Source organism: Streptomyces sp. NBC_00704 (assembly GCF_036226605.1).
In the GTDB taxonomy this organism is placed as follows: domain Bacteria; phylum Actinomycetota; class Actinomycetes; order Streptomycetales; family Streptomycetaceae; genus Streptomyces.
Genome location: NZ_CP109000.1, coordinates 578,044 through 596,934, shown reverse-complemented (window position 1 = coordinate 596,934; position 18,891 = coordinate 578,044). Strand labels below are relative to the sequence as shown.

Genomic DNA, 18,891 nt, shown 5'->3' with positions numbered 1-18,891 from the left:
CCTGCGCCCATGCAGACGGAGCTGAGCACACAACTGGGAGTCGAGCACGCCGTCTTCGGCTTCACGCCGTTCCCCGCCGTCGCCGCGGCCATCAGCCGCGCGGGCGGCTTCGGCGTGCTCGGCGCGGTCCGGTACACCGCCCCGGACGACCTCAGACGCGACCTCGACTGGATCGAGGCCCACGTAGACGGCCGGCCGTACGGACTCGACGTCGTCATGCCCGCCAAGAAGGTCGAGGGCGTGACCGAGGCCGACGTCGAGGCGATGATCCCCGAGGCGCACCGGGACTTCGTGCGGGACACCCTCGCCAAGTACGGCGTCCCCGAACTGGCCCAGGGCGAGGCCGCGGGGTGGCGGATCACCGGCTGGATGGAGCAGGTCGCCCGCAGCCAGCTCGACGTCGCCTTCGACTACCCGATCCGGCTGCTGGCCAACGCCCTCGGCTCGCCCCCCGCCGACGTCGTCGCCCGCGCCCACGACCGGGACGTCCTCGTCGCCGCGCTCGCCGGGAGCGCACGCCACGCCCGCAAGCACAAGGACGCCGGCATCGACGTCGTCGTCGCCCAGGGCTACGAGGCGGGCGGCCACACCGGCGAGATCGCCTCCATGGTGCTCACCCCGGAGGTGGTCGAGGCCGTGGACCCGCTGCCCGTGCTCGCCGCCGGCGGCATCGGCAGCGGACGGCAGGCGGCCGCCGCCCTCGCGCTCGGCGCCCAGGGCGTCTGGCTCGGCTCCGTCTGGCTGACCACGTCCGAGGCCGACATGCACTCGCCCGCCCTCACCCGCAAACTCCTCGCGGCCGGCTCCGGCGACACCGTCCGCTCCCGCGCCCTGACCGGCAAACCCGCCCGCCAGCTGCGCACCGAGTGGACCGACGCCTGGGACGGCCCCGACGGACCCGGCGCCCTCCCCATGCCTCTCCAGGGCCTGCTCGTCGCGGAGGCCGTCTCACGCATCCAGAAACACGAGGTCGACCCCCTGCTCGGCACGCCCGTCGGCCAGATCGTCGGCCGGATGAACGAGGTGCGCAGCGTCCGGGCGGTCTTCGACGATCTCACCCGCGGCTTCGAACAGGCCGTGGACCGCGTCAACCGCATCGCCGGAAGGAGCGGACAGTGACCGGCACACCTCCCGCGGGCTTCTGGGCCCAGGCCGCCCAGGACCCCGACCGCACCGTCCTGATCGCCCCCGACGGCCAGGAGTGGACCGCCGGCCGCCTGCACGCCGCCGCCAACCGGCTCGTGCACGGCCTGCGCGCCGCCGGCCTGGAACGCGGCGACGCCTTCGCCGTCGTCCTGCCCAACTCGGCCGAGTTCTTCACCGCCCATCTGGCCGCGACCCAGGCCGGGTTCTACCTCGTGCCCGTCAACCACCACCTCGTCGGCCCCGAGATCGCCTGGATCGTCTCCGACTCGGGGGCCAAGGTGCTGATCGCCCACGAACGCTTCGCCGAACAGGCGCGCCGGGCCGCCGACGAGGCCCGTCTGCCCGCCACCCACCGCTACGCCGTCGGCGAGGCCGACGGCTTCCGGCCGTATCCCGAACTCCTCGACGGGCGACCGGAGTCGCCGCCCGCCGAGCGCACACTGGGCTGGGTCATGAACTACACCTCGGGCACCACGGGCCGCCCGCGCGGCATCCGGCGTCCGCTGCCCGGGAAGCCGCCCGAGGAGTCCTACCTCGGCGGCTTCCTCGGCATCTTCGGCATCAGGCCCTTCGACGACAACGTGCACCTGGTGTGCTCGCCGCTCTACCACACGGCCGTGCTGCAGTTCGCGGCCGCCTCCCTGCACCTGGGCCACCGGCTCGTCGTGATGGACAAGTGGACGCCCGAGGAGATGCTCCGTCTCGTCGACGTCCACCGCTGCACCCACACCCACATGGTCCCCACCCAGTTCCACCGCCTGCTGGCCCTCCCGCCGGACACCCGGGCGCGCTACGACGTGACCTCGATGCGGCACGCCATCCACGGCGCCGCGCCCTGCCCCGACCACGTGAAGCGGGCGATGATCGACTGGTGGGGCGCGTGCGTGGAGGAGTACTACGCGGCCAGCGAGGGCGGCGGTGCGTTCGCCACGGCCGAGGAGTGGCTGAAGAAGCCGGGCACGGTCGGGAAGGCCTGGCCCATCAGCGAGCTGGCGATCTTCGACGACGACGGCGAGCGGCTGCCGCCCGGCGAACTCGGCACGGTGTACATGAAGATGACCACCGGCGGCTTCGCCTACCACAAGGACGAGGACAAGACGCGGAAGAACCGCATCGGCGACTTCTTCACCGTCGGCGACCTCGGGGTCCTCGACGAGGACGGCTACCTCTTCCTGCGCGACCGCAAGATCGACCTGATCATCTCCGGCGGCGTCAACGTCTACCCCGCCGAGATCGAGTCCGTGCTGCTCGCCCACCCCGCCGTCGCCGACGCCGCCGCCTTCGGCATCCCGCACGACGACTGGGGCGAGCAGGTCAAGGCGGTGATCGAGCCCGCCCCCGGCCGGGAGCCCGGCCCGGACCTCGCCGCCGACCTCCTCGCCCACTGCGCCGAGCGGCTGGCCGGCTACAAACGGCCCAGGTCCGTCGACTTCATCGCCGAGATGCCCCGCGACCCCAACGGCAAGCTCTACAAGCGGCGGCTGCGCGAACCGTACTGGGAGGGACGCACCCGCCAGGTCTGAACGTCCCGCACCCGGCCGCGCCGGCTCGCTCGCCGCCCCCTGGGGCGCCGGCGACTTGACCTGGTCCGGCCGCCGTCCCAGGATCATGAGCCATGACGCCCCCCGGACATGGCAGCACGGTCGACGGGGTGCTGCGGCGCAGCGCCCGCCGCACCCCGGCGCGCGTGGCGGTCGAGTACCGCGACCGCACCTGGACCTACGAGGAACTGGACGAGGCGGTCTCGCGCGCGGCGAGCGTCCTGCTCGCCGAGGGCCTCGCCCCCGGCGACCGGGTCGCGGCCTACGGCCACAACTCCGACGCCTACCTCATCGCGTTCCTGGCCTGCGCCCGCGCGGGACTCGTCCACGTCCCCCTCAACCAGAACCTCACCGGCGACGACCTGGCGTACCTGGTGACCCAGTCGGGCAGCTCGCTGGTCCTGGCCGACCCCGGCCTCGCAGGCCGGCTCCCCGCGGGCGTGCGGACCACGCCCCTGCGCGACGCCGACGACTCGCTCCTCGCGCGGCTCGCCGCCGCCCCCGTCCACGAGGGCCCCGAGCCGCGCACCGACGACCTGGTGCAGCTGCTCTACACGTCCGGCACCACGGCCCTGCCCAAGGGCGCGATGATGACCCACCGCGCCCTGGTGCACGAGTACCTCAGCGCGATCACCGCCCTCGACCTGAGCGCCGGCGACCGCCCCGCGCACTCGCTCCCGCTGTACCACTCGGCGCAGATGCACGTGTTCCTGCTGCCCTACCTCGCCGTCGGCGCCACGAACATCGTGCTGGACGCCCCCGACGGCGACCGGCTCCTCGACCTGATCGAGGCCGGCCGCGTCGACAGCCTCTTCGCCCCGCCGACCGTGTGGATCGCCCTGGCGAACCGCCCCGACTTCGCCACCCGCGACCTGACCGGCCTGCGCAAGGCCTATTACGGGGCGTCGATCATGCCGGTGCCGGTCCTGGAGCGCCTGCGCGAACGGCTGCCCCGGCTCGCCCTGTACAACTGCTTCGGGCAGAGCGAGATCGGCCCGCTCGCCACCGTCCTCGCCCCCGACGAGCACAAGGGGCGCATGGACTCCTGCGGCCGCACCGTCCTGTTCGTCGACGCCCGCGTGGTCGACGAGGACGGCGCCGACGTCCCCGACGGCACGCCCGGCGAGATCGTCTACCGCTCCCCGCAGCTGTGCGAGGGCTACTGGGAGAAGCCCGAGGAGACCGCCGCGGCCTTCCGGGACGGCTGGTTCCACTCCGGCGACCTCGCCGTGCGCGACGCCGACGGCTACTTCACGATCGTCGACCGGGTGAAGGACGTCATCAACTCCGGCGGCGTGCTGGTCGCCTCCCGGCAGGTCGAGGACGTCCTCTACACCCATGAGTGCGTCGCCGAGGCCGCCGTGATCGGCCTGCCGGACGAGAAGTGGATCGAGGCGGTCACGGCGGTCGTCGTCGCGCGGGGCGAGGTGTCGGAGGAACAGCTCATCGCCCACGCGCGCGAGAAGCTGGCCTCCTTCAAGGCCCCCAAGCGGGTGCTCTTCGTGGACGAGCTGCCCCGCAACGCCAGCGGGAAGATCCTCAAACGGGAGCTGAGGGACCGGTTCGCCTCCTGACGCCACGGCCGGCGTTACGCGCGGCGGCTGCCCTCTCGCGGCCGTCACGCGCGCGGGCGCTCGTCCACGATCCGCCGGATCTTGCCCACCGACCGCTCCAGTGACTCCGGGTCGACGATCTCCACGGCGACCGACACGCCGATGTCGTCCTTCACCGCCGCCGCGACCGCGCGCGCGGCGGCGTCGCGGTCCGCGGGCGTGGCGTCGGGGCGCGCCTCGGCACGCACCGTCAGGGCGTCGAGACGGCCCTCGCGCGTCAGGCGGAGCTGGAAGTGGGGCGCCACCCCCGGGGTGCGCAGCACGATCTCCTCGATCTGCGTGGGGAAGAGGTTCACCCCTCGCAGGATGACCATGTCGTCGCTGCGGCCGGTCACCTTCCGCATCCGCCGGAAGACCCGGGCCGTGCCCGGCAGCAGGCGGGTCAGGTCGCGCGTGCGGTAGCGCACGACCGGCATGGCCTCCTTGGTCAGCGAGGTGAAGACCAGCTCGCCCTCCTCGCCCTCCGGCAGGACCTCGCCGGTGACCGGGTCGACCACCTCCGGGAAGAAGTGGTCCTCCCAGACGTGCAGCCCGTCCTTGGTCTCCACGCACTCCTGCGCCACGCCCGGCCCGACGACCTCCGACAGCCCGTAGACGTCGACGGCGTCGATCGCGCACCGCTCCTCGATCTCCTGCCGCATCGCCTCCGTCCACGGCTCCGCGCCGAAGACGCCCACGCGCAGCGAGGTGGAGCGCGGGTCCACGCCCTGGCGTTCGAACTCGTCGAGCAGGGTGAGCATGTAGGACGGGGTCACCATGATGACGCGGGGTTCGAGGTCCAGGATCAGCCGGACCTGACGGGACGTCATGCCGCCGGAGGCGGGGATCACCGTGCAGCCGAGGCGCTCGGCGCCGTAGTGGGCGCCGAGACCCCCGGTGAACAGGCCGTACCCGTACGCCACATGGACGGTGTCACCGGGCCGCGCGCCCGCCGCGCGCAGCGAACGGGCCATCACGTCCGACCACATGGACAGGTCGGCGTCCGTGTAGCCGACGACGGTCGGCCGGCCGGTGGTGCCGCTGGAGGCGTGGATGCGGCGGATCCGGTCCCGGGGGACGGCGAACATGCCGTACGGGTAGTGCGCGCGCAGGTCGGCCTTGGTGGTGAAGGGGAAGCGGGCCAGGTCGGCGAGGTCGCGGCAGTCGTCCGGGTGGACGCCGGCCTTGTCGAAGGCCTCGCGGTAGAAGGGCACCCGGGAGTAGGCGAGGCGCAGCGAGGTCCGCAGCCGCTCCAGCTGAAGGGCGCGCAGCGCGCTCTCGTCGAGGCGCTCGCCCTCGTCCAGCAGGTTCCGCACATCCGTCATGGGACGTCTCCCTCACCGACCTGTCCGCGCGCCGCGGGACGCCCGGCGCGGGACGCTCGCCGACGCCGGACGGTCCCGGCGCCGGACGTCCCGACACCGAACTGTCTCCATCCGGGCGACCGATCATTCGGTCGACCCTCTCGTGATCAGTAATCCAGGCCCGGGCACATCAGGCAAGGGCCGGGCGGCGACTTTCCCCGCACGAGCACCTGGAACACCGGGGACACCGGGACACCGGAGCGCCGACAACACAGGGAGCGCCGGGAGGCGGGGAGCCCTCGGCGCACGGGGAGCACGGAGAACCCCGTTGCGCGCGGCCGCCGGCCCTGCCGAGAATCGGGGCATGCCGATCTTCACCGCGCCGGACGGCACCCGGCTCAGCTACCGGGAGTCGGGCGAGGGCGAGCCGCTCGTCGTCCTGCCCGGCGGCCCCCTGCGTGCCTCCGCCTATCTGGGCGACCTCGGCGGCCTCGCCGGCCGGCGGCGTCTCGTCCTGCTCGACCTGCGCGGCACGGGCGGCTCCGCGCGCCCCGCGGATCCGGCGACCTACCGCTGCGACCGGCAGGTGGACGACGTCGAGGCGCTGCGGGTGCACCTGGGGCGGGAGCGGATCGACGTGCTGGCCCATTCGGCGGGCGGCAGCCTCGCGATGCTCTACGCGGCGCGGCATCCGCACCGGGTGTCCGCTCTCGTGCTGGTCACCGTCAATCCGTGGGCGCTCGGCCGGCCCGCCACGGCGGAGGAGCGGCTGGCGGCCGCGCGGCTGCGGCGCGGCGAGCCCTGGTTCGACGAGGCGTTCCCCGCGTTCGAGGCCTGGCTCGGGGGCGGGGCCGAGCCCGACTGGGCGGTGGTGGCAGCCTTCTTCCACGGCAGGTGGGACGACGCGGCCCGCGCCCACGAGGCCGCCGTGGACGAGCAGACCTGCGCCGAGGGCGAGGACCGCTTCCTCGACCCGGCCGCCTTCGACCCGCCGGCCCTGCGGACCGCGCTGGCCGAGGTGAGCGCCCCGGTGCTGGTCCTGGCGGGCGAGCTGGACGGCGGGCCCCGTCCCGGCCGCGCCCGGCTGGTGGCCGACGCCTTCCCGAACGCCGGGTTCGCCGTCCAGGCCGGCGCCGGCCACTATCCGTGGCTGGACGATCCGGGCCGGTTCGCCGCGCGGGTCGGCGACTTCCTGGAGACGGCCGGGCGCAGGGGTGCGGCGCGGTCGGGCTGAGGGCGGGGTCCCCGGGCGGGCGCGGGCCGGTGCGGCCCGGTCAGCCGCCCTGCCCCTGCGCGACGGCGACCTCGCGCGCCCACCGGTAGTCCGCCTTGCCGCTGGGGGAGCGGCGGATGGCCTCGGCGAGCACGAGCTGACGCGGGATCTTGTAGCCGGCGAGCCGGGTGCGGCAGTGGCTCTGGATGTCCTCCAGGGACGGCGGCGGGGCCCCGTGGCGGACCTGCACCACCGCCGCGACGTGGTTGCCCCACGTCGGGTCCGGCACCCCCGCCACCAGGGCGTCGTACACGTCCGGATGCGCCTTGAGCGCCTGCTCGACCTCCTCGGGGTACACCTTCTCGCCCCCGGTGTTGATGCACTGCGAGCCGCGCCCGAGGACGACGACCACGCCGTCCTCGTCGACGGTGGCCATGTCGCCGAGCAGCACCCAGCGTTCGCCGTCCTTCTCGAAGAAGGTCTCGGCCGTCTTCGCCGGGTCGTTGTAGTACCCGAGGGGGACGTGGCCGCACTGGGCGACGCGGCCGATCCCGCCCGCGGCCACCGGCTCGCGGGTGGCCGGGTCGACCACCCGGGTACGGGCGTTGACCCGGACGCGGAAGCCCCGGTCGGGCCCGGAGTCCTCCGTCGCCGTGCCGTTGAAGCCGGACTCCGAGGAGCCGAAGTTGTTCAGCAGCATCGCGTTCGGCATCAGCGACCGGAACTGGCGGCGGACCGTGTCCGACATGATCGCCCCGGACGAGGAGACGCTGAACACCGACGAGCAGTCGGTGCCCTTCAGGGGTCCTTCCAGGGCGTCGATGAGCGGCCGCAGCATCGCGTCGCCCACCAGGGAGATGCTGGTGACCTTCTCCCTCTCGACGGTCCGCAGCACTTCCTCGGGCGCGAACTTGCGGTGGATCACGACGCGCTGGCCGAAGTTGAAGCCGATGAACGCGGTGAGCGTGGAGGTGCCGTGCATGAGCGGCGGGGTCGGGAAGAAGGTGATGCCCGTGCCGCCGGCGGCGACCCGCTCGGCGAGCTCCTCGGGCTTCCGCACCGGCTCGCCCGTGGGTGAGCCGCCGCCCAGCCCCGAGAAGAACAGGTCCTCCTGACGCCACATCACGCCCTTGGGCATGCCGGTCGTGCCGCCGGTGTAGATGATGAACTGGTCGTCGCCCGAGCGGGCCGGGAACACGCGTCCGGGCGAGCCGCCCGCCTCGGCCCGCGCGAACGGGATGACGCCGTCGGCCGAGTTGGTGCCTTCGACGGAGGCGGCGCCCTCGGTCGGCGGGTCGACCCGGATCAGGTGCCGCAGGGCCGGCGTCTGGGGCAGCGCGGCCGCCACCCGGTCGGCGAACTCGGCGTCGAAGACCAGCGCCGCCAGATCCGCGTCCCGGTAGAGGTAGACCAACTCCTCTTCTACGTAGCGGTAGTTGACGTTGACGGGGACGATGCGCGCCTTCAGGCAGCCGAGCACCGTCTGTAGGTACTCCACGCCGTTGTAGAGATGCAGTCCGAGATGCTCGCCGGGGCGCAGGCCGCTGTCGAGGAGGTGGTGTCCGATGCGGTTGGCCGCCGCGTCGAGCTGCGCGTACGTCAGCCGGCGCTCCGCGCCCGTGCCGGGGTGGTCGACGTACACGAGCGCCTCGCGGTCCGCCGCCACGTCGACGACCGACTCGAACAGGTCGGCAAGGTTGTACTCCACCGTTCCTCCTGACCGGGGCCGGGTTCCCGTACGGTTCGCCGGTCATCAGAGCAAAGGGGGCGGTAAGTGGGAAGGGCCCGCGCCAAGAAATCTGACTGTCTGTCAGAAAACCCTTGAACTGCCGTCACGCCTACTGCAACCTGTTCTCGTTCTTTCCGAGGGGAGATGTGCCATGGGCGGTACCGAACACCTCACCGTGCGACGCGAGGGCGCCACGCTCGTGCTCACGCTCAACCGGCCGCAGGCCAGGAACGCGCTCTCGCTCGCCATGCTCGTCGGCCTGTACGACGGCTGGCTGGAGGCCGACGAGGACGACTCGGTCCGCTCCGTCGTCCTCACCGGCGCGGGCGGCTCCTTCTGCGCCGGCATGGACCTCAAGGCCCTGGCGGGACAGGGCATGGAGGGCGAGCAGTACCGCCACCGGCTCAAGGCCGACCCCGACCTGCACTGGAAGGCGATGCTGCGCCACCACCGCCCGCGCAAGCCGGTGATCGCCGCCGTCGAGGGCCACTGCGTCGCGGGCGGCACCGAGATGCTCCAGGGCACCGACATCCGCGTCGCCGGCGACTCCGCCACCTTCGGCCTCTTCGAGGTCCGGCGCGGACTCTTCCCGATCGGCGGCTCCACCGTGCGGCTGCCACGGCAGATCCCGCGCACCCACGCCCTGGAGATGCTGCTCACCGGACGCCCGTACAGCGCCCGGGAGGCCGCGGACATCGGCCTGATCGGCCATGTCGTACCGGAGGGAACGGCCCTCGAGAAGGCCCTGGAGATCGCCGACCGCGTCAACTCCTGCGCTCCGCTCGCCGTCGAGGCCGTCAAGGCGTCCGTGTACGAGAGCGCCGAACTCACCGAGACCGACGGCCTCGCCGCCGAACTCGCCCGCGGCTGGCCCGTCTTCGACACCGCCGACGCCAAGGAGGGCGCCCGCGCCTTCGCGGAGAAGCGCCCGCCCCGCTACCGGCGCGCATGAAACCGGCCGGGCACAAGGCGCGGGCCCTCACGCGCCCCGCGAGGCCGTCGTGACCGCCGGGCCGACGCGCCGCGACCGCACAGCCGACCGCCCCGCGCCCGCCACCGGGCGCGCCCTCCCTCGACGTCGGCCCCCTAGGAGGCAGCCCCGATGCCCGAAGTCCTGAAAGCACCCCTGGTCGTCGAGTTCCCGTTCACCCGGTCCCTCGGCCCCGTGCAGAGCGCCTTCCTGACCGGGCTGCGCGAGCGCGTCGTCCTCGGCGTGCGCACCGGCGACGGCCGCACCCTCGTCCCGCCCGTCGAATACGACCCCGTGACCGCCGAGGAGATCCACGACCTCGTCCCGGTCGCGCCCACCGGCACCGTCACCACCTGGGCCTGGAACCACGCCCCCCGCCGCGGACAGCCCCTCGCCACCCCGTTCGCCTGGGTCCTGGTCCGCCTCGACGGCGCCGACACCGCCCTCCTGCACGCCCTCGACGCCCCCGGCCCCGACGCCGTCCGCACCGGCATGCGCGTCCGGATCCGCTGGGCCGCGGAACGCGTCGGCGCCATCACCGACATCGCCTGCTTCGAACCCCACACCGGCGAACCCGAGCCCCCCGGCGGCGGGCTCGACGCCCTCGCGCACGACCCGGTCACCGGCATCGTCGCCCCCGCCCGCCTCGACTACACCTACTCGCCCGGCCGCGCCCAGTCCGCCTACATCGCCGGCCTGTCCGCCCGGCGCACGGTCGGCGAACGCTGCCCCTCCTGCCGCAAGGTGTACGTCCCGCCCCGCGGGGCCTGCCCCACCTGCGGCGTCCCGACCGCGGAACGGGTCGAGGTGGGACCGCGCGGGACCGTCACCACCTTCTGCATCGTCAACATCAAGGCGAAGAACCTCGACATCGAGGTGCCCTACGTCTACGCCCACATCGCCCTCGACGGCGCCGACCTCGCCCTGCACGGACGCATCGGCGGCATCCCCTACGACCAGGTCCGCATGGGCCTGCGCGTCGAACCCGTCTGGACGGAAGGCGCCCGCCACCCCGACCACTACCGGCCCACCGGCGAACCGGACGCGGACTACGACGTCTACAAGGAGCTGCTGTGACCCGCGAGGAACCCCCCGGCCGCCGCGACGTCGCGGTGGTGGCCTTCGCCCAGACCGACGTCGCGCGCACCACCGACGAGCTCTCCGAGGTCGAGATGCTCATGCCGGTCCTGCACAGCGTCCTCGAGCGGACCGGCCTGAAGACCGCCGACATCGACTTCACCTGCTCCGGCTCCAGCGACTACCTCGCCGGCCGCGCCTTCTCCTTCACCCTCGCCCTCGACGGCGTCGGCGCCTGGCCCCCCATCTCCGAGTCCCACGTGGAGATGGACGGCGCCTGGGCCCTGTACGAGGCATGGACCAAACTGCTCACCGGCGACGCCGACACCGCCCTCGTCTACTCCTACGGCAAGTCCTCGCCCGGCTCCCTGCGCGACGTCCTCACCCGCCAGCTCGACCCGTACTACGTCGCCCCCCTGTGGCCCGACTCCGTCGCCCTCGCCGCACTCCAGGCGCAGGCGCTGATCGACGCCGGCGACACCGACGAGCCGGCCCTCGCCGCGATCGGCGCCCGCAGCCGGCGCACCGCCACCCTCAACTCCCACGCCCAGCTGCGCGGTTCCGTCCCGCAGGGCGACTACGCGGTACGGCCGCTGCGCACCGGGGACTGCCCGCCGGTCGGCGACGGGGCCGCCGCCGTCGTCCTCGCGGCGGGCGAACGGGCCCGCGAGCTGTGCTCGCGCCCCGCCTGGATCCGGGGCGTCGACCACCGCGTCGAGGCCCACTCGCTCGGCGTGCGCGACCTGACCGACTCGCCCTCCACCCGCCTCGCCGCGCAACGCGCGGGCGCGTTCGACCGGCCCGTCGACACCGCCGAACTGCACGCGCCGTTCAGCTCGCAGGAGGTCGTCCTGCGCAAGGCGCTGCGGCTGGACGACAGCGTCCGCGTGAACCTGTCCGGCGGCGCGCTCGCCGCCAACCCCGTGATGGCCGCCGGACTGATCCGCATCGGCGAGGCCGCCGCCCGCATCCACCGGGGCGACTCCGACCGCGCCCTCGCCCACGCCACCTCCGGCCCGTGCCTCCAGCAGAACCTGGTCGCCGTACTCGAAGGGGAACCGCGATGAGCAAGGAGCCCGTGGCCGTCGTCGGCATCGGCCAGACCAAGCACGTCGCGGCCCGCCGGGACGTCTCGATGGCCGGACTGGTCCGCGAGGCGGCCCGGCGCGCCCTCGACGACGCCGAGCTGTCCTGGACCGATGTCGACGCCGTCGTCATCGGCAAGGCCCCCGACTTCTTCGAGGGCGTCATGATGCCCGAGCTGTACCTCGCCGACGCGCTCGGCGCGGTGGGCAAGCCGATCCTGCGCGTGCACACGGCCGGCTCGGTCGGCGGATCCACCGCCCTGGTCGCCGCGAACCTGGTCGCCGCCCGCGTCCACGGCACCGTGCTCACCCTGGCCTTCGAGAAGCAGTCCGAGTCCAACGCCATGTGGGGACTGTCCCTGCCCATTCCCTTCCAGCAGCCCCTGCTCGCCGGAGCCGGCGGCTTCTTCGCCCCGCACGTGCGCGCGTACATGCGGCGCAGCGGCGCCCCCGACACCGTCGGCTCGCTCGTGGCGTACAAGGACCGCCGCAACGCGCTGAAGAACCCCTACGCCCACCTCCACGAGCACGACATCACGCTGGCGAAGGTCCAGGCCTCGCCCATGCTCTGGGACCCCGTCCGCTACTCCGAGACCTGCCCCTCCTCCGACGGGGCCTGCGCGATGGTGCTCACCGACCGGGCCGGCGCCGCCCGCGCACCCCGCCCGCCCGCCTGGGTGCTCGGCGGCGCGATGCGCAGCGAACCGACCCTCTTCGCCGGCAAGGACGCCGTCTCGCCGCAGGCCGGCAAGGACTGCGCCGCCGACGTCTACCGCCAGGCCGGGATCACCGACCCGCGCCGCGACATCGACGCCGTCGAGATGTACGTGCCGTTCTCCTGGTACGAGCCGATGTGGCTGGAGAACCTCGGCTTCGCCGCCGAGGGGGAGGGCTGGAAGCTCACCGAGGCCGGGGTCACCGAGCTGGACGGCGACCTGCCCGTCAACATGTCGGGCGGTGTCCTGTCCACCAATCCGATCGGCGCCTCCGGCATGATCCGCTTCGCGGAGGCCGCCCTCCAGGTACGCGGGCAGGCCGGGGAACACCAGCTGGAGCGGGCCCGCAGGGTGCTGGGCCACGCCTACGGCGGCGGTTCGCAGTTCTTCTCCATGTGGCTGGTGGGGGACCGGCCGCCGATGTCCTGAAAGGTCACCCCCTCGCGTGCTCTGTCGGCGTCCGGGACCGATCGCTAGGCTGGCCCGCGGACGACGAACCGGGAGGAGCACGGACGTGGCCGAGAGCACCATCCAGCAGCAGCCGCTCACGGGCTGGGACAAGCCGGAGCTGGACCTCAGCAACGCCGAGTGGCAGTCCAGCAGCCGGGGGCGGGGGGATGTCCAGATCGCCTTCGTCGAGGGGTTCATCGCGATGCGCAACAGCGGCAGCCCCCAGAGCCCCTCCCTGATCTTCACACCCGCCGAGTGGGGCGCGTTCGTGTCGGAGGCGCGGGCGGGAGAGTTCGACCTGACCTGACCACCCGCGGCACGGCGCCGACGCGGCCGCCCGGACGCCGGGCGGGGGTGCGGCGACGTCCGTGCGGGGCCGGGCCCGCGGAGGCGGGGGGAGCGCCGCGGCCGGTGGCGCGCGCACCGGCTCGCGCGCCGCGGGACGCGTCCCGCCCACGCGCCACCGGAGGGCTCCGGCCACGTACCATGGCCGCATGTCGTTCCTCCGCCGCCGCAGCGCCACGCCCGCCGGGCCCGACTTCGACGTCCTGGCCATGGACCCGGGCGACTGGCCCGGCAACCTGGGCGCCGGCCTCCTGCCCGCGCCCGACGGCAGCTGCCAGGGCGTGTTCCTGCGCTACGACCTCTTCGGCGGCCGCGGCCCCGCCATGATCATCGGCAACCTGCCCGAGGGGTCCCCGGCCCGTGAGGTGGAGGAGGGCGAGGTGCCCTTCGAGGTCGCGCAGCTCCTGCTCGCCCTGGAGAACGACGAGGAGGTGACCGTCGTCGGCACCGAGGACATGCCGGTGATGCAGGGCGACAACCTGCTGATCGTGCGCCGTCTCAAGCTCTCCGAAGGGCGGATCTCCTGCGTGCAGTTCGACCGCAGCGACAACGTCCTGGTGACCATCGCCGCCTGGGACCGTCCCATCACCGACGACCTGTACGCCCTGCTGAAGCCGCTCCCGGCGGAGCTCTTCCAGCAGGGCTGAGGCCCGCCCCGCGCCGGTCCGGGCGACAGGCGCTACGTCGCCGGGCCCACCGTCACGTCCGAGGCGCGCACGAACGCCACCCGGTGGCCGTACTGGATCTCGTAGTACCGCTCGGCCCCGGTGACCAGCCGGTGCGGGGCGCCGTCGAAGGTGACCGCGTAGTAGTACTCGCCCGGCACCTCGTCCCCGGCCACGTACTTCTGCCCCTTGGGCAGGGTGTACGGCAGCGGCGAGAGCGCCTGGACCGGCACGCCCGCCGGATAGGCCCCCGCCTCGGGGTAGGCCCTGCCGTACACGGGCACGCTGTCGCGGCCCTCCTTCGGGGTGACCACCCGGCCCGTCGCGGGCACGGCGGCCGGCCGGTCGGCGGGGTTGCGGAACCACGCCTTGCGGCCGAGGTACCAGATCGCCGTCCAGTCGCCCCACCGGTCGGCGACCGCGTACTGCTGGCCGGTCGACGCCCGTGAGGAGACGTCGTTCACGCCCGTCGTGGGCGCCGAGCCGTCGCCGACGTCCTTCACCAGGGCCGACTTCTCGTCATGGTCGGAGTACAGCCGCACGTCGCCGGAACCGTGCGCCGCGCACGCCACGCCCTGGCCGCCGCAGTCCGTGTAGGCAGGCCGGTTGGCGGCGTAGTCGGGCCGGATCGTCACCATGGCCCCCTCGCCGGCGGGCGTCGCCTCGAACGGCCGGCCCAGCAGCTCGAAGTAGTGGCGCCAGTCCCAGAACGGGCCGGGATCGGTGTGCATCCCGGGGATGTTCGCGGAGCTGGGGCCGGGCACGTTGTCGTGGCCCAGGATGTGCTGCCGGTCCAGCGGGACGCCGTACTTGCCGGCCAGGTAGGTCACCAGGCGCGCCGAGGCCCGGTACATGGACTCCGTGAACCAGGCGTCGGGCCGGGCGAGGAAGCCCTCGTGCTCCAGGCCCACCGACGTGGAGTTGACGTACCAGTTGCCCGCGTGCCACGCCACGTCCTTCGCCTTGACGTGCTGGGCGATGTGACCGTCGGTGGAGCGCAGCGAGTAGTTCCAGGACACGTACGTCGGGTCCTGGACCGAGGACAGCACGCCGTCCCAGCCGCCCTCGGTGTCGTGCACGACGATGTACCTGACGGGGGGCGAGGCGGGCCGGTCGGCCAGGTCGTGGTTGCCGTAGTCGTCCGCGCCGAACCGCTCGTGCGGCGCCGGGATCCACTCGCAGGACACCGTCGCCGGGCACTCGGCGTCGGCCGCGGCGAGCGTGCGCAGACCGGCCCCGTGCAGCGGGGCCGTCCGCGGGACCAGGTCCGGCCGCGCGGCCAGGGCGACCGTCTGGCCGGCGTCCGTGGTGCGCGCCTCGCCGCTGCGGAGCACCCTGTAGACGTCGTCGGCGTAGGCGGCGGCCGTCGCGGTGTCGTCCGCGCCCGTGAAGCGCGCCACCGCGCCGTACCAGTCCGCCGGGTCGGCGCTGAGCGGCTCGCCCAGCGCGCGCTGGGCGGCGGCGAGGAGCGCCGCGCCGCCCGCGATGTTGGCCGCCGGGTCCGTGCGCAGGGCCGCGGGGCTCAGGCCCGTCAGCCGCGCCGCCTTCGGCAGCGTCTTCAGCCGGGCCGGCAGCTGCGCGTCCGAGGGGACCCGGACGTCCGGGAACCGCGCCGGACGCCGCGTCGGCCGGACGGAGTCGCCCCGCATGTCACGGGCGCTGCGGCCGCGCGGCGAGGCCGCCGTGAGCGCCGTACGGGCGTCGGTGAGGTGCATCGGGCCGTAGCCGCCGGTCACGCTCGGCGCCCCCGCGTGCGCGTCCCAGCGCGACTGGAGGTAGGAGACGCCCAGCAGCACGCTCTGCGGCACGTGGGACTCGGCGGCCGCGGCGGCGAAGGCCCGTTGCAGGCCGGTCGCCGGGGCGGGCCGGGGGTCCGCGGCGCCGGCGGGGGACGCCGCGCACAGCGGGAGCAGCAGAGCCGCCGACGCCATGGCGCCTGCGGCTCTGCGGGAACGTCTGCGGGATCCGGGGGGAGTGACGGGTTCTCGCACTGCGGTCTCCTGGGGACGGGCGGGCGGCGGAGCGCGGGCCCGGTGGGGCCCGAGCGGTTCCGCCTTGTCGACAACCCGTCAATCATGACCGCAAACAGGGCATTTCCCCCGTCAAGACACCGCCCGAGCGCGCGGAAGAGGGGCCCGCGGCCCGCCGCGTCCACGGCGTGCCACGGACCCCTCGGTCCGTCAGCGGGTGCCGACCGCCGCGCGCACGGCCCGGCGGGCCAGCTGGCAGTCGTCGTGCAACCGCCGCAGCAGCAGGCGCTGTTCCTCGCCGGACGGCACCGCGCCCGGGTGGCCCGCGGCCGGGACCGCGTCGTGCATCGAACGCTGCACGGCGGTCTCGTAGGTGCGGATCTCGCGGGTCAGCACCAGCATCAGGTTCACCAGGAAGGCGTCCCGTGCGGCGGGTCCCGCCGACTGGGCGATCTGACTGATCTGACGGCGCGCCACCGGGGCGTCGGCCAGCGCCGACCACAGCGTCGCCAGGTCGTAGCCCGGCAGGTACCAGCCCGCGTGCTCCCAGTCCACCAGCACTGGACCGGCCGGTGAGAGGAGGATGTTCGACAGGAGGGCGTCGCCGTGGCAGAACTGGCCCATGCCCTGCCGGCCCGCACCCGCGGCGATGCCGTGCAGCAGCTTCTGCAGGTCGCCCAGGTCGCGGTCGGTGAGCAGACCCAGCTCGTGGTAGCGGGAGATGCGGGCCGCGTAGTCCAGGGGCGCGTCGAACGTCCCGGCCGGCGGCCGCCAGGCGTTGAGCCGGCAGATCGCGCCGAGCGCCGCGCGGACGTCGGCCCGCGGCGGGGCCTCGGTGGGGTGCCGCTGGAGTGCCGCCACCCGCCCCGGCATCCGCTCGATCACCAGGGTGCAGTTGTCCGGGTCCGCCGCGATCAGTCTCGGCGCCCGCACGGGGGGGCGGTGCCGGACGAACGTGCGGTACGCGGCTATTTCGTGCCGGACGCGCTCCGCCCATACGGGGGAGTGGTCCAGTAAGCACTTGGCGACGGCCGTGCTGCGTCCCGTCGTGCCGACCAGGAGGACCGAGCGGCCGCTGCGGCGCAGCACCTGGACCGGGGTGAACTCCGGGCAGATCCGGTGCACCGCGGCGATCGCCGTGCGCAGCTGGGCCCCCTGGGGGCCGGACAGGTCGAGTCTTCCGCTGAGCGGTTGCGTGCCGAGCCCCGCGGGGCGGCGGACCGGACCCGCGCCGAGCGCGGGGCCCGCCGACCGTGCGGGGTCCAGGTAGGGGCCGCCGCCGCCCGGGCGGGTGTGCAGCGACCGGGGCGGGGCGGACACGGAGGACGATGCTGCGTACATGGGAGAAACAGATCCCTTCGTGTGCCGGACGTCAATGCGCTGCCCCGACCTGCCCTCCACGGGTACACCCTGGGGAATGTCCCTCGGCGGCCGGGTCGGGGTGGCGCATTCCTACCTGACACCCGTCGGCCAGTGGCACACCATCTGGCGAACCCTGGCGAACCCTGGCGAATAGTCGCCCGGCAACTTTCCCGGGGCTACTGTCAACTCAGCCGAGAACCTGGGGGCTTGACGTGAGCGGACAACCCAACACCCGCCTGGCGGACCTGTTCGGCCTGGCCGGCTGGTCCAAGGGCGAACTCGCGAGGCTGGTCAACCGGCAGGCGGCGGCCATGGGCCACCCCCAGCTGTCGACCGACACCTCCCGGGTGCGGCGATGGATCGACACGGGAGAGATCCCGCGCGATCCGGTGCCGCGGGTGCTGGCGGCCCTGTTCACCGAGCGTCTCGGCCGTGTCGTGACCATGGAGGACCTCGGTCTGGTCCGGCACGGGCGTACCGGGAAGCGGCCGGGCGGCGGGAGTGCGCAACATCCCGACGGCATGCCGTGGGCGCCCGAACGGACTGCCGCGGTCCTCACCGAATTCACGGGAATGGACCTCATGCTCAACCGACGCGGCTTGGTGGGCGCGGGTGCCGCGCTCGCCGCGGGATCAGCACTCAGCAGTGCCATGTACGAGTGGCTGCACACCGACCCCACGCTCTCCGCCGACGCTCCTGTCATCGACCACCCCCTCCTCCACCACGCCGACCAGGCCGGATCCGACCGCTACGAGGCAGCTCCCATCGGAACGGAGGAGGTCGACGAACTGGAGCTGTCCGTCGAGGTGTTCCGGGCCTGGGACGCGGCCCGCGGCGGCGGCCTCCAGCGCAAGGCCGTCGTGGGCCAGCTCAACGAGGTGGGCGGCATCCTCGCCTACCGTCACCCCGCCCATCTCCAGCGGCGCCTGTGGGGCGTCGCCGCCAACCTCGCGGTCCTCGCGGGCTGGATGTCGCACGACGTCGGTCTGGAGCCGACGGCCCAGAAGTACTTCGTCATCGCCGCCCATGCCGCCCGTGAGGGCGGCGACCGGCCGCGCGCCGGCGAGGCGCTGTCCCGGGCGGCCCGTCAGATGGTCCATCTCGGACGGCCCGACGACGCCCTGGACCTGATGAAACTGGCCCAGTCCGGTTCCGGCGACGACGTGATGCCGCGCACCCGGGCGATGTTCCACACCATCGAGGCCTGGGCACAGGCGTCGATGGGCAAGGGGCAGGCCATGCGCCGCACCCTGGGCCGGGCGGAGGACCTGTTCGTCTCCGACCGGGGCGACGTCACCCCGCCGTCCTGGATGCAGACCTTCAAGGACGAGGATCTGTACGGCATGCAGGCCCTGGCCTACCGCACGCTGGCCGAGTTCGAGCCGCAGGCGGCCGCGCACGCCCAGTACTACGCGGAGAAGGCCCTCGCGCTGCGCGTCGACGGCCGGGAGCGGTCCAAGATCTTCGACCATCTGTCCATGGCGTCCGCCTGTTTCATCGCCAACGATCCCGAACAGGCGGACCGGTTCGCACGGCTGGCCCTGATGTCGATGGGGTCGAACTCCTCCCGGCGTACCTGGGACCGGCTGAGCCAGATGTACCGGCTCACCGCGCAGTACGCCGACTCCCCGCGGATCGGCGAACTGCGCGAGGAGATCCGGCTGGCGCTGCCGAGGCAGAAGGGGGCGCGGCCCGGCGACGAAGCCCGGGCGTGAGCGGGGCGCGG

Annotated in this window: 15 protein-coding genes; 11 read left to right on the top strand and 4 right to left on the bottom strand. The window is 73.7% G+C overall.

The window, feature by feature from the left end:
* Nucleotides 1–9: 9 nt before the first annotated feature.
* From OG802_RS02485 to OG802_RS02475, 3 genes are all read left to right on the top strand, one after another.
* Entirely contained in the window at nt 10–1,119 is a 1,110-nt protein-coding gene (locus OG802_RS02485; RefSeq protein ID WP_329406703.1) for an NAD(P)H-dependent flavin oxidoreductase, read from the top strand.
* Nucleotides 1,116–2,669 carry an acyl-CoA synthetase gene (locus tag OG802_RS02480; protein ID WP_329406701.1) on the top strand — a complete coding sequence of 518 codons (1,554 nt, stop codon included), beginning with the start codon at nt 1,116–1,118 and terminating at the stop codon, nt 2,667–2,669. The genes OG802_RS02485 and OG802_RS02480 overlap by 4 nt, the downstream gene beginning before the upstream one ends.
* Nucleotides 2,670–2,761: 92 nt before the next feature.
* Entirely contained in the window at nt 2,762–4,261 is a 1,500-nt protein-coding gene (locus OG802_RS02475) for an acyl-CoA synthetase (protein ID WP_329406699.1), read from the top strand.
* A 44-nt stretch (nt 4,262–4,305) separates the two neighbouring features.
* Here OG802_RS02475 and paaK read toward each other — a convergent pair whose 3' ends face one another.
* Nucleotides 4,306–5,604 (bottom strand): phenylacetate--CoA ligase PaaK, encoded by a 1,299-nt coding sequence (gene paaK, locus OG802_RS02470; protein ID WP_329406696.1) that lies wholly within the window; start codon nt 5,602–5,604, stop codon nt 4,306–4,308.
* Between the two features lie 343 nt (nt 5,605–5,947).
* On the opposite strand from paaK, the gene OG802_RS02465 reads away from it, so the two are divergent.
* Complete coding sequence (locus OG802_RS02465) at nt 5,948–6,817, top strand: alpha/beta fold hydrolase (protein WP_329406695.1); 870 nt, start codon at nt 5,948–5,950, stop codon at nt 6,815–6,817.
* Nucleotides 6,818–6,857: 40 nt separating this feature from the next.
* Here the strand turns inward: OG802_RS02465 and OG802_RS02460 are convergent, their stop codons facing one another.
* On the bottom strand, nt 6,858–8,504 hold the full coding sequence (locus OG802_RS02460) for an acyl-CoA synthetase (RefSeq protein ID WP_329406692.1): 1,647 nt from the start codon (nt 8,502–8,504) through the stop codon (nt 6,858–6,860).
* A gap of 172 nt (nt 8,505–8,676) precedes the next feature.
* Here OG802_RS02460 and OG802_RS02455 point away from each other — a divergent pair, with 172 nt between their 5' ends.
* From OG802_RS02455 to OG802_RS02430, 6 genes are all read left to right on the top strand, one after another.
* On the top strand, nt 8,677–9,477 hold the full coding sequence (locus OG802_RS02455) for a crotonase/enoyl-CoA hydratase family protein (protein ID WP_329406689.1): 801 nt from the start codon (nt 8,677–8,679) through the stop codon (nt 9,475–9,477).
* A 150-nt stretch (nt 9,478–9,627) separates the two neighbouring features.
* The gene (locus OG802_RS02450; RefSeq protein WP_329406685.1) at nt 9,628–10,572 is read left to right on the top strand and encodes a Zn-ribbon domain-containing OB-fold protein; all 945 of its coding nucleotides are present in this window, start codon (nt 9,628–9,630) and stop codon (nt 10,570–10,572) included.
* A complete protein-coding gene (locus tag OG802_RS02445; protein ID WP_329406683.1) occupies nt 10,569–11,639 on the top strand; it encodes a thiolase domain-containing protein in 1,071 nt (356 codons plus the stop codon). The genes OG802_RS02450 and OG802_RS02445 overlap by 4 nt, the downstream gene beginning before the upstream one ends.
* Entirely contained in the window at nt 11,636–12,802 is a 1,167-nt protein-coding gene (locus OG802_RS02440) for a thiolase domain-containing protein (protein ID WP_329406680.1), read from the top strand. Before OG802_RS02445 ends, OG802_RS02440 begins: the two co-directional genes overlap by 4 nt.
* Nucleotides 12,803–12,887: 85 nt before the next feature.
* The gene (locus OG802_RS02435) at nt 12,888–13,130 is read left to right on the top strand and encodes a DUF397 domain-containing protein (protein ID WP_329406677.1); all 243 of its coding nucleotides are present in this window, start codon (nt 12,888–12,890) and stop codon (nt 13,128–13,130) included.
* 187 nt (nt 13,131–13,317) lie between these two features.
* Nucleotides 13,318–13,815 carry a hypothetical protein gene (locus tag OG802_RS02430; RefSeq protein WP_062646030.1) on the top strand — a complete coding sequence of 166 codons (498 nt, stop codon included), beginning with the start codon at nt 13,318–13,320 and terminating at the stop codon, nt 13,813–13,815.
* A 32-nt stretch (nt 13,816–13,847) separates the two neighbouring features.
* Here the strand turns inward: OG802_RS02430 and OG802_RS02425 are convergent, their stop codons facing one another.
* Nucleotides 13,848–15,764: an N-acetylmuramoyl-L-alanine amidase gene (locus tag OG802_RS02425; RefSeq protein ID WP_329406670.1), complete on the bottom strand. Its 1,917-nt coding sequence runs from the start codon at nt 15,762–15,764 to the stop codon at nt 13,848–13,850.
* A 249-nt stretch (nt 15,765–16,013) separates the two neighbouring features.
* Complete coding sequence (locus tag OG802_RS02420; protein WP_329406667.1) at nt 16,014–17,144, bottom strand: aminoglycoside phosphotransferase family protein; 1,131 nt, start codon at nt 17,142–17,144, stop codon at nt 16,014–16,016.
* A 233-nt stretch (nt 17,145–17,377) separates the two neighbouring features.
* Between OG802_RS02420 and OG802_RS02415 the strand changes: the two genes are divergently transcribed.
* On the top strand, nt 17,378–18,880 hold the full coding sequence (locus OG802_RS02415) for a DNA-binding protein NsdB (RefSeq protein WP_329406664.1): 1,503 nt from the start codon (nt 17,378–17,380) through the stop codon (nt 18,878–18,880).
* Nucleotides 18,881–18,891: the final 11 nt, after the last annotated feature.

Excerpts from the sequence above, each read along its gene's own strand:
- OG802_RS02485 (WP_329406703.1), top strand. The coding sequence starts at position 10 with ATGCAGACGGAGCTGAGCACACAACTGGGAGTCGAGCACGCCGTCTTC.
- paaK (WP_329406696.1), bottom strand. The coding sequence starts at position 5,604 with ATGACGGATGTGCGGAACCTGCTGGACGAGGGCGAGCGCCTCGACGAG.
- OG802_RS02430 (WP_062646030.1), top strand. The coding sequence starts at position 13,318 with ATGTCGTTCCTCCGCCGCCGCAGCGCCACGCCCGCCGGGCCCGACTTC.
- OG802_RS02420 (WP_329406667.1), bottom strand. The coding sequence starts at position 17,144 with ATGTACGCAGCATCGTCCTCCGTGTCCGCCCCGCCCCGGTCGCTGCAC.
- OG802_RS02440 (WP_329406680.1), top strand. The coding sequence starts at position 11,636 with ATGAGCAAGGAGCCCGTGGCCGTCGTCGGCATCGGCCAGACCAAGCAC.
- OG802_RS02425 (WP_329406670.1), bottom strand. The coding sequence starts at position 15,764 with ATGGCGTCGGCGGCTCTGCTGCTCCCGCTGTGCGCGGCGTCCCCCGCC.
- OG802_RS02465 (WP_329406695.1), top strand. The coding sequence starts at position 5,948 with ATGCCGATCTTCACCGCGCCGGACGGCACCCGGCTCAGCTACCGGGAG.
- OG802_RS02475 (WP_329406699.1), top strand. The coding sequence starts at position 2,762 with ATGACGCCCCCCGGACATGGCAGCACGGTCGACGGGGTGCTGCGGCGC.
- OG802_RS02450 (WP_329406685.1), top strand. The coding sequence starts at position 9,628 with ATGCCCGAAGTCCTGAAAGCACCCCTGGTCGTCGAGTTCCCGTTCACC.
- OG802_RS02455 (WP_329406689.1), top strand. The coding sequence starts at position 8,677 with ATGGGCGGTACCGAACACCTCACCGTGCGACGCGAGGGCGCCACGCTC.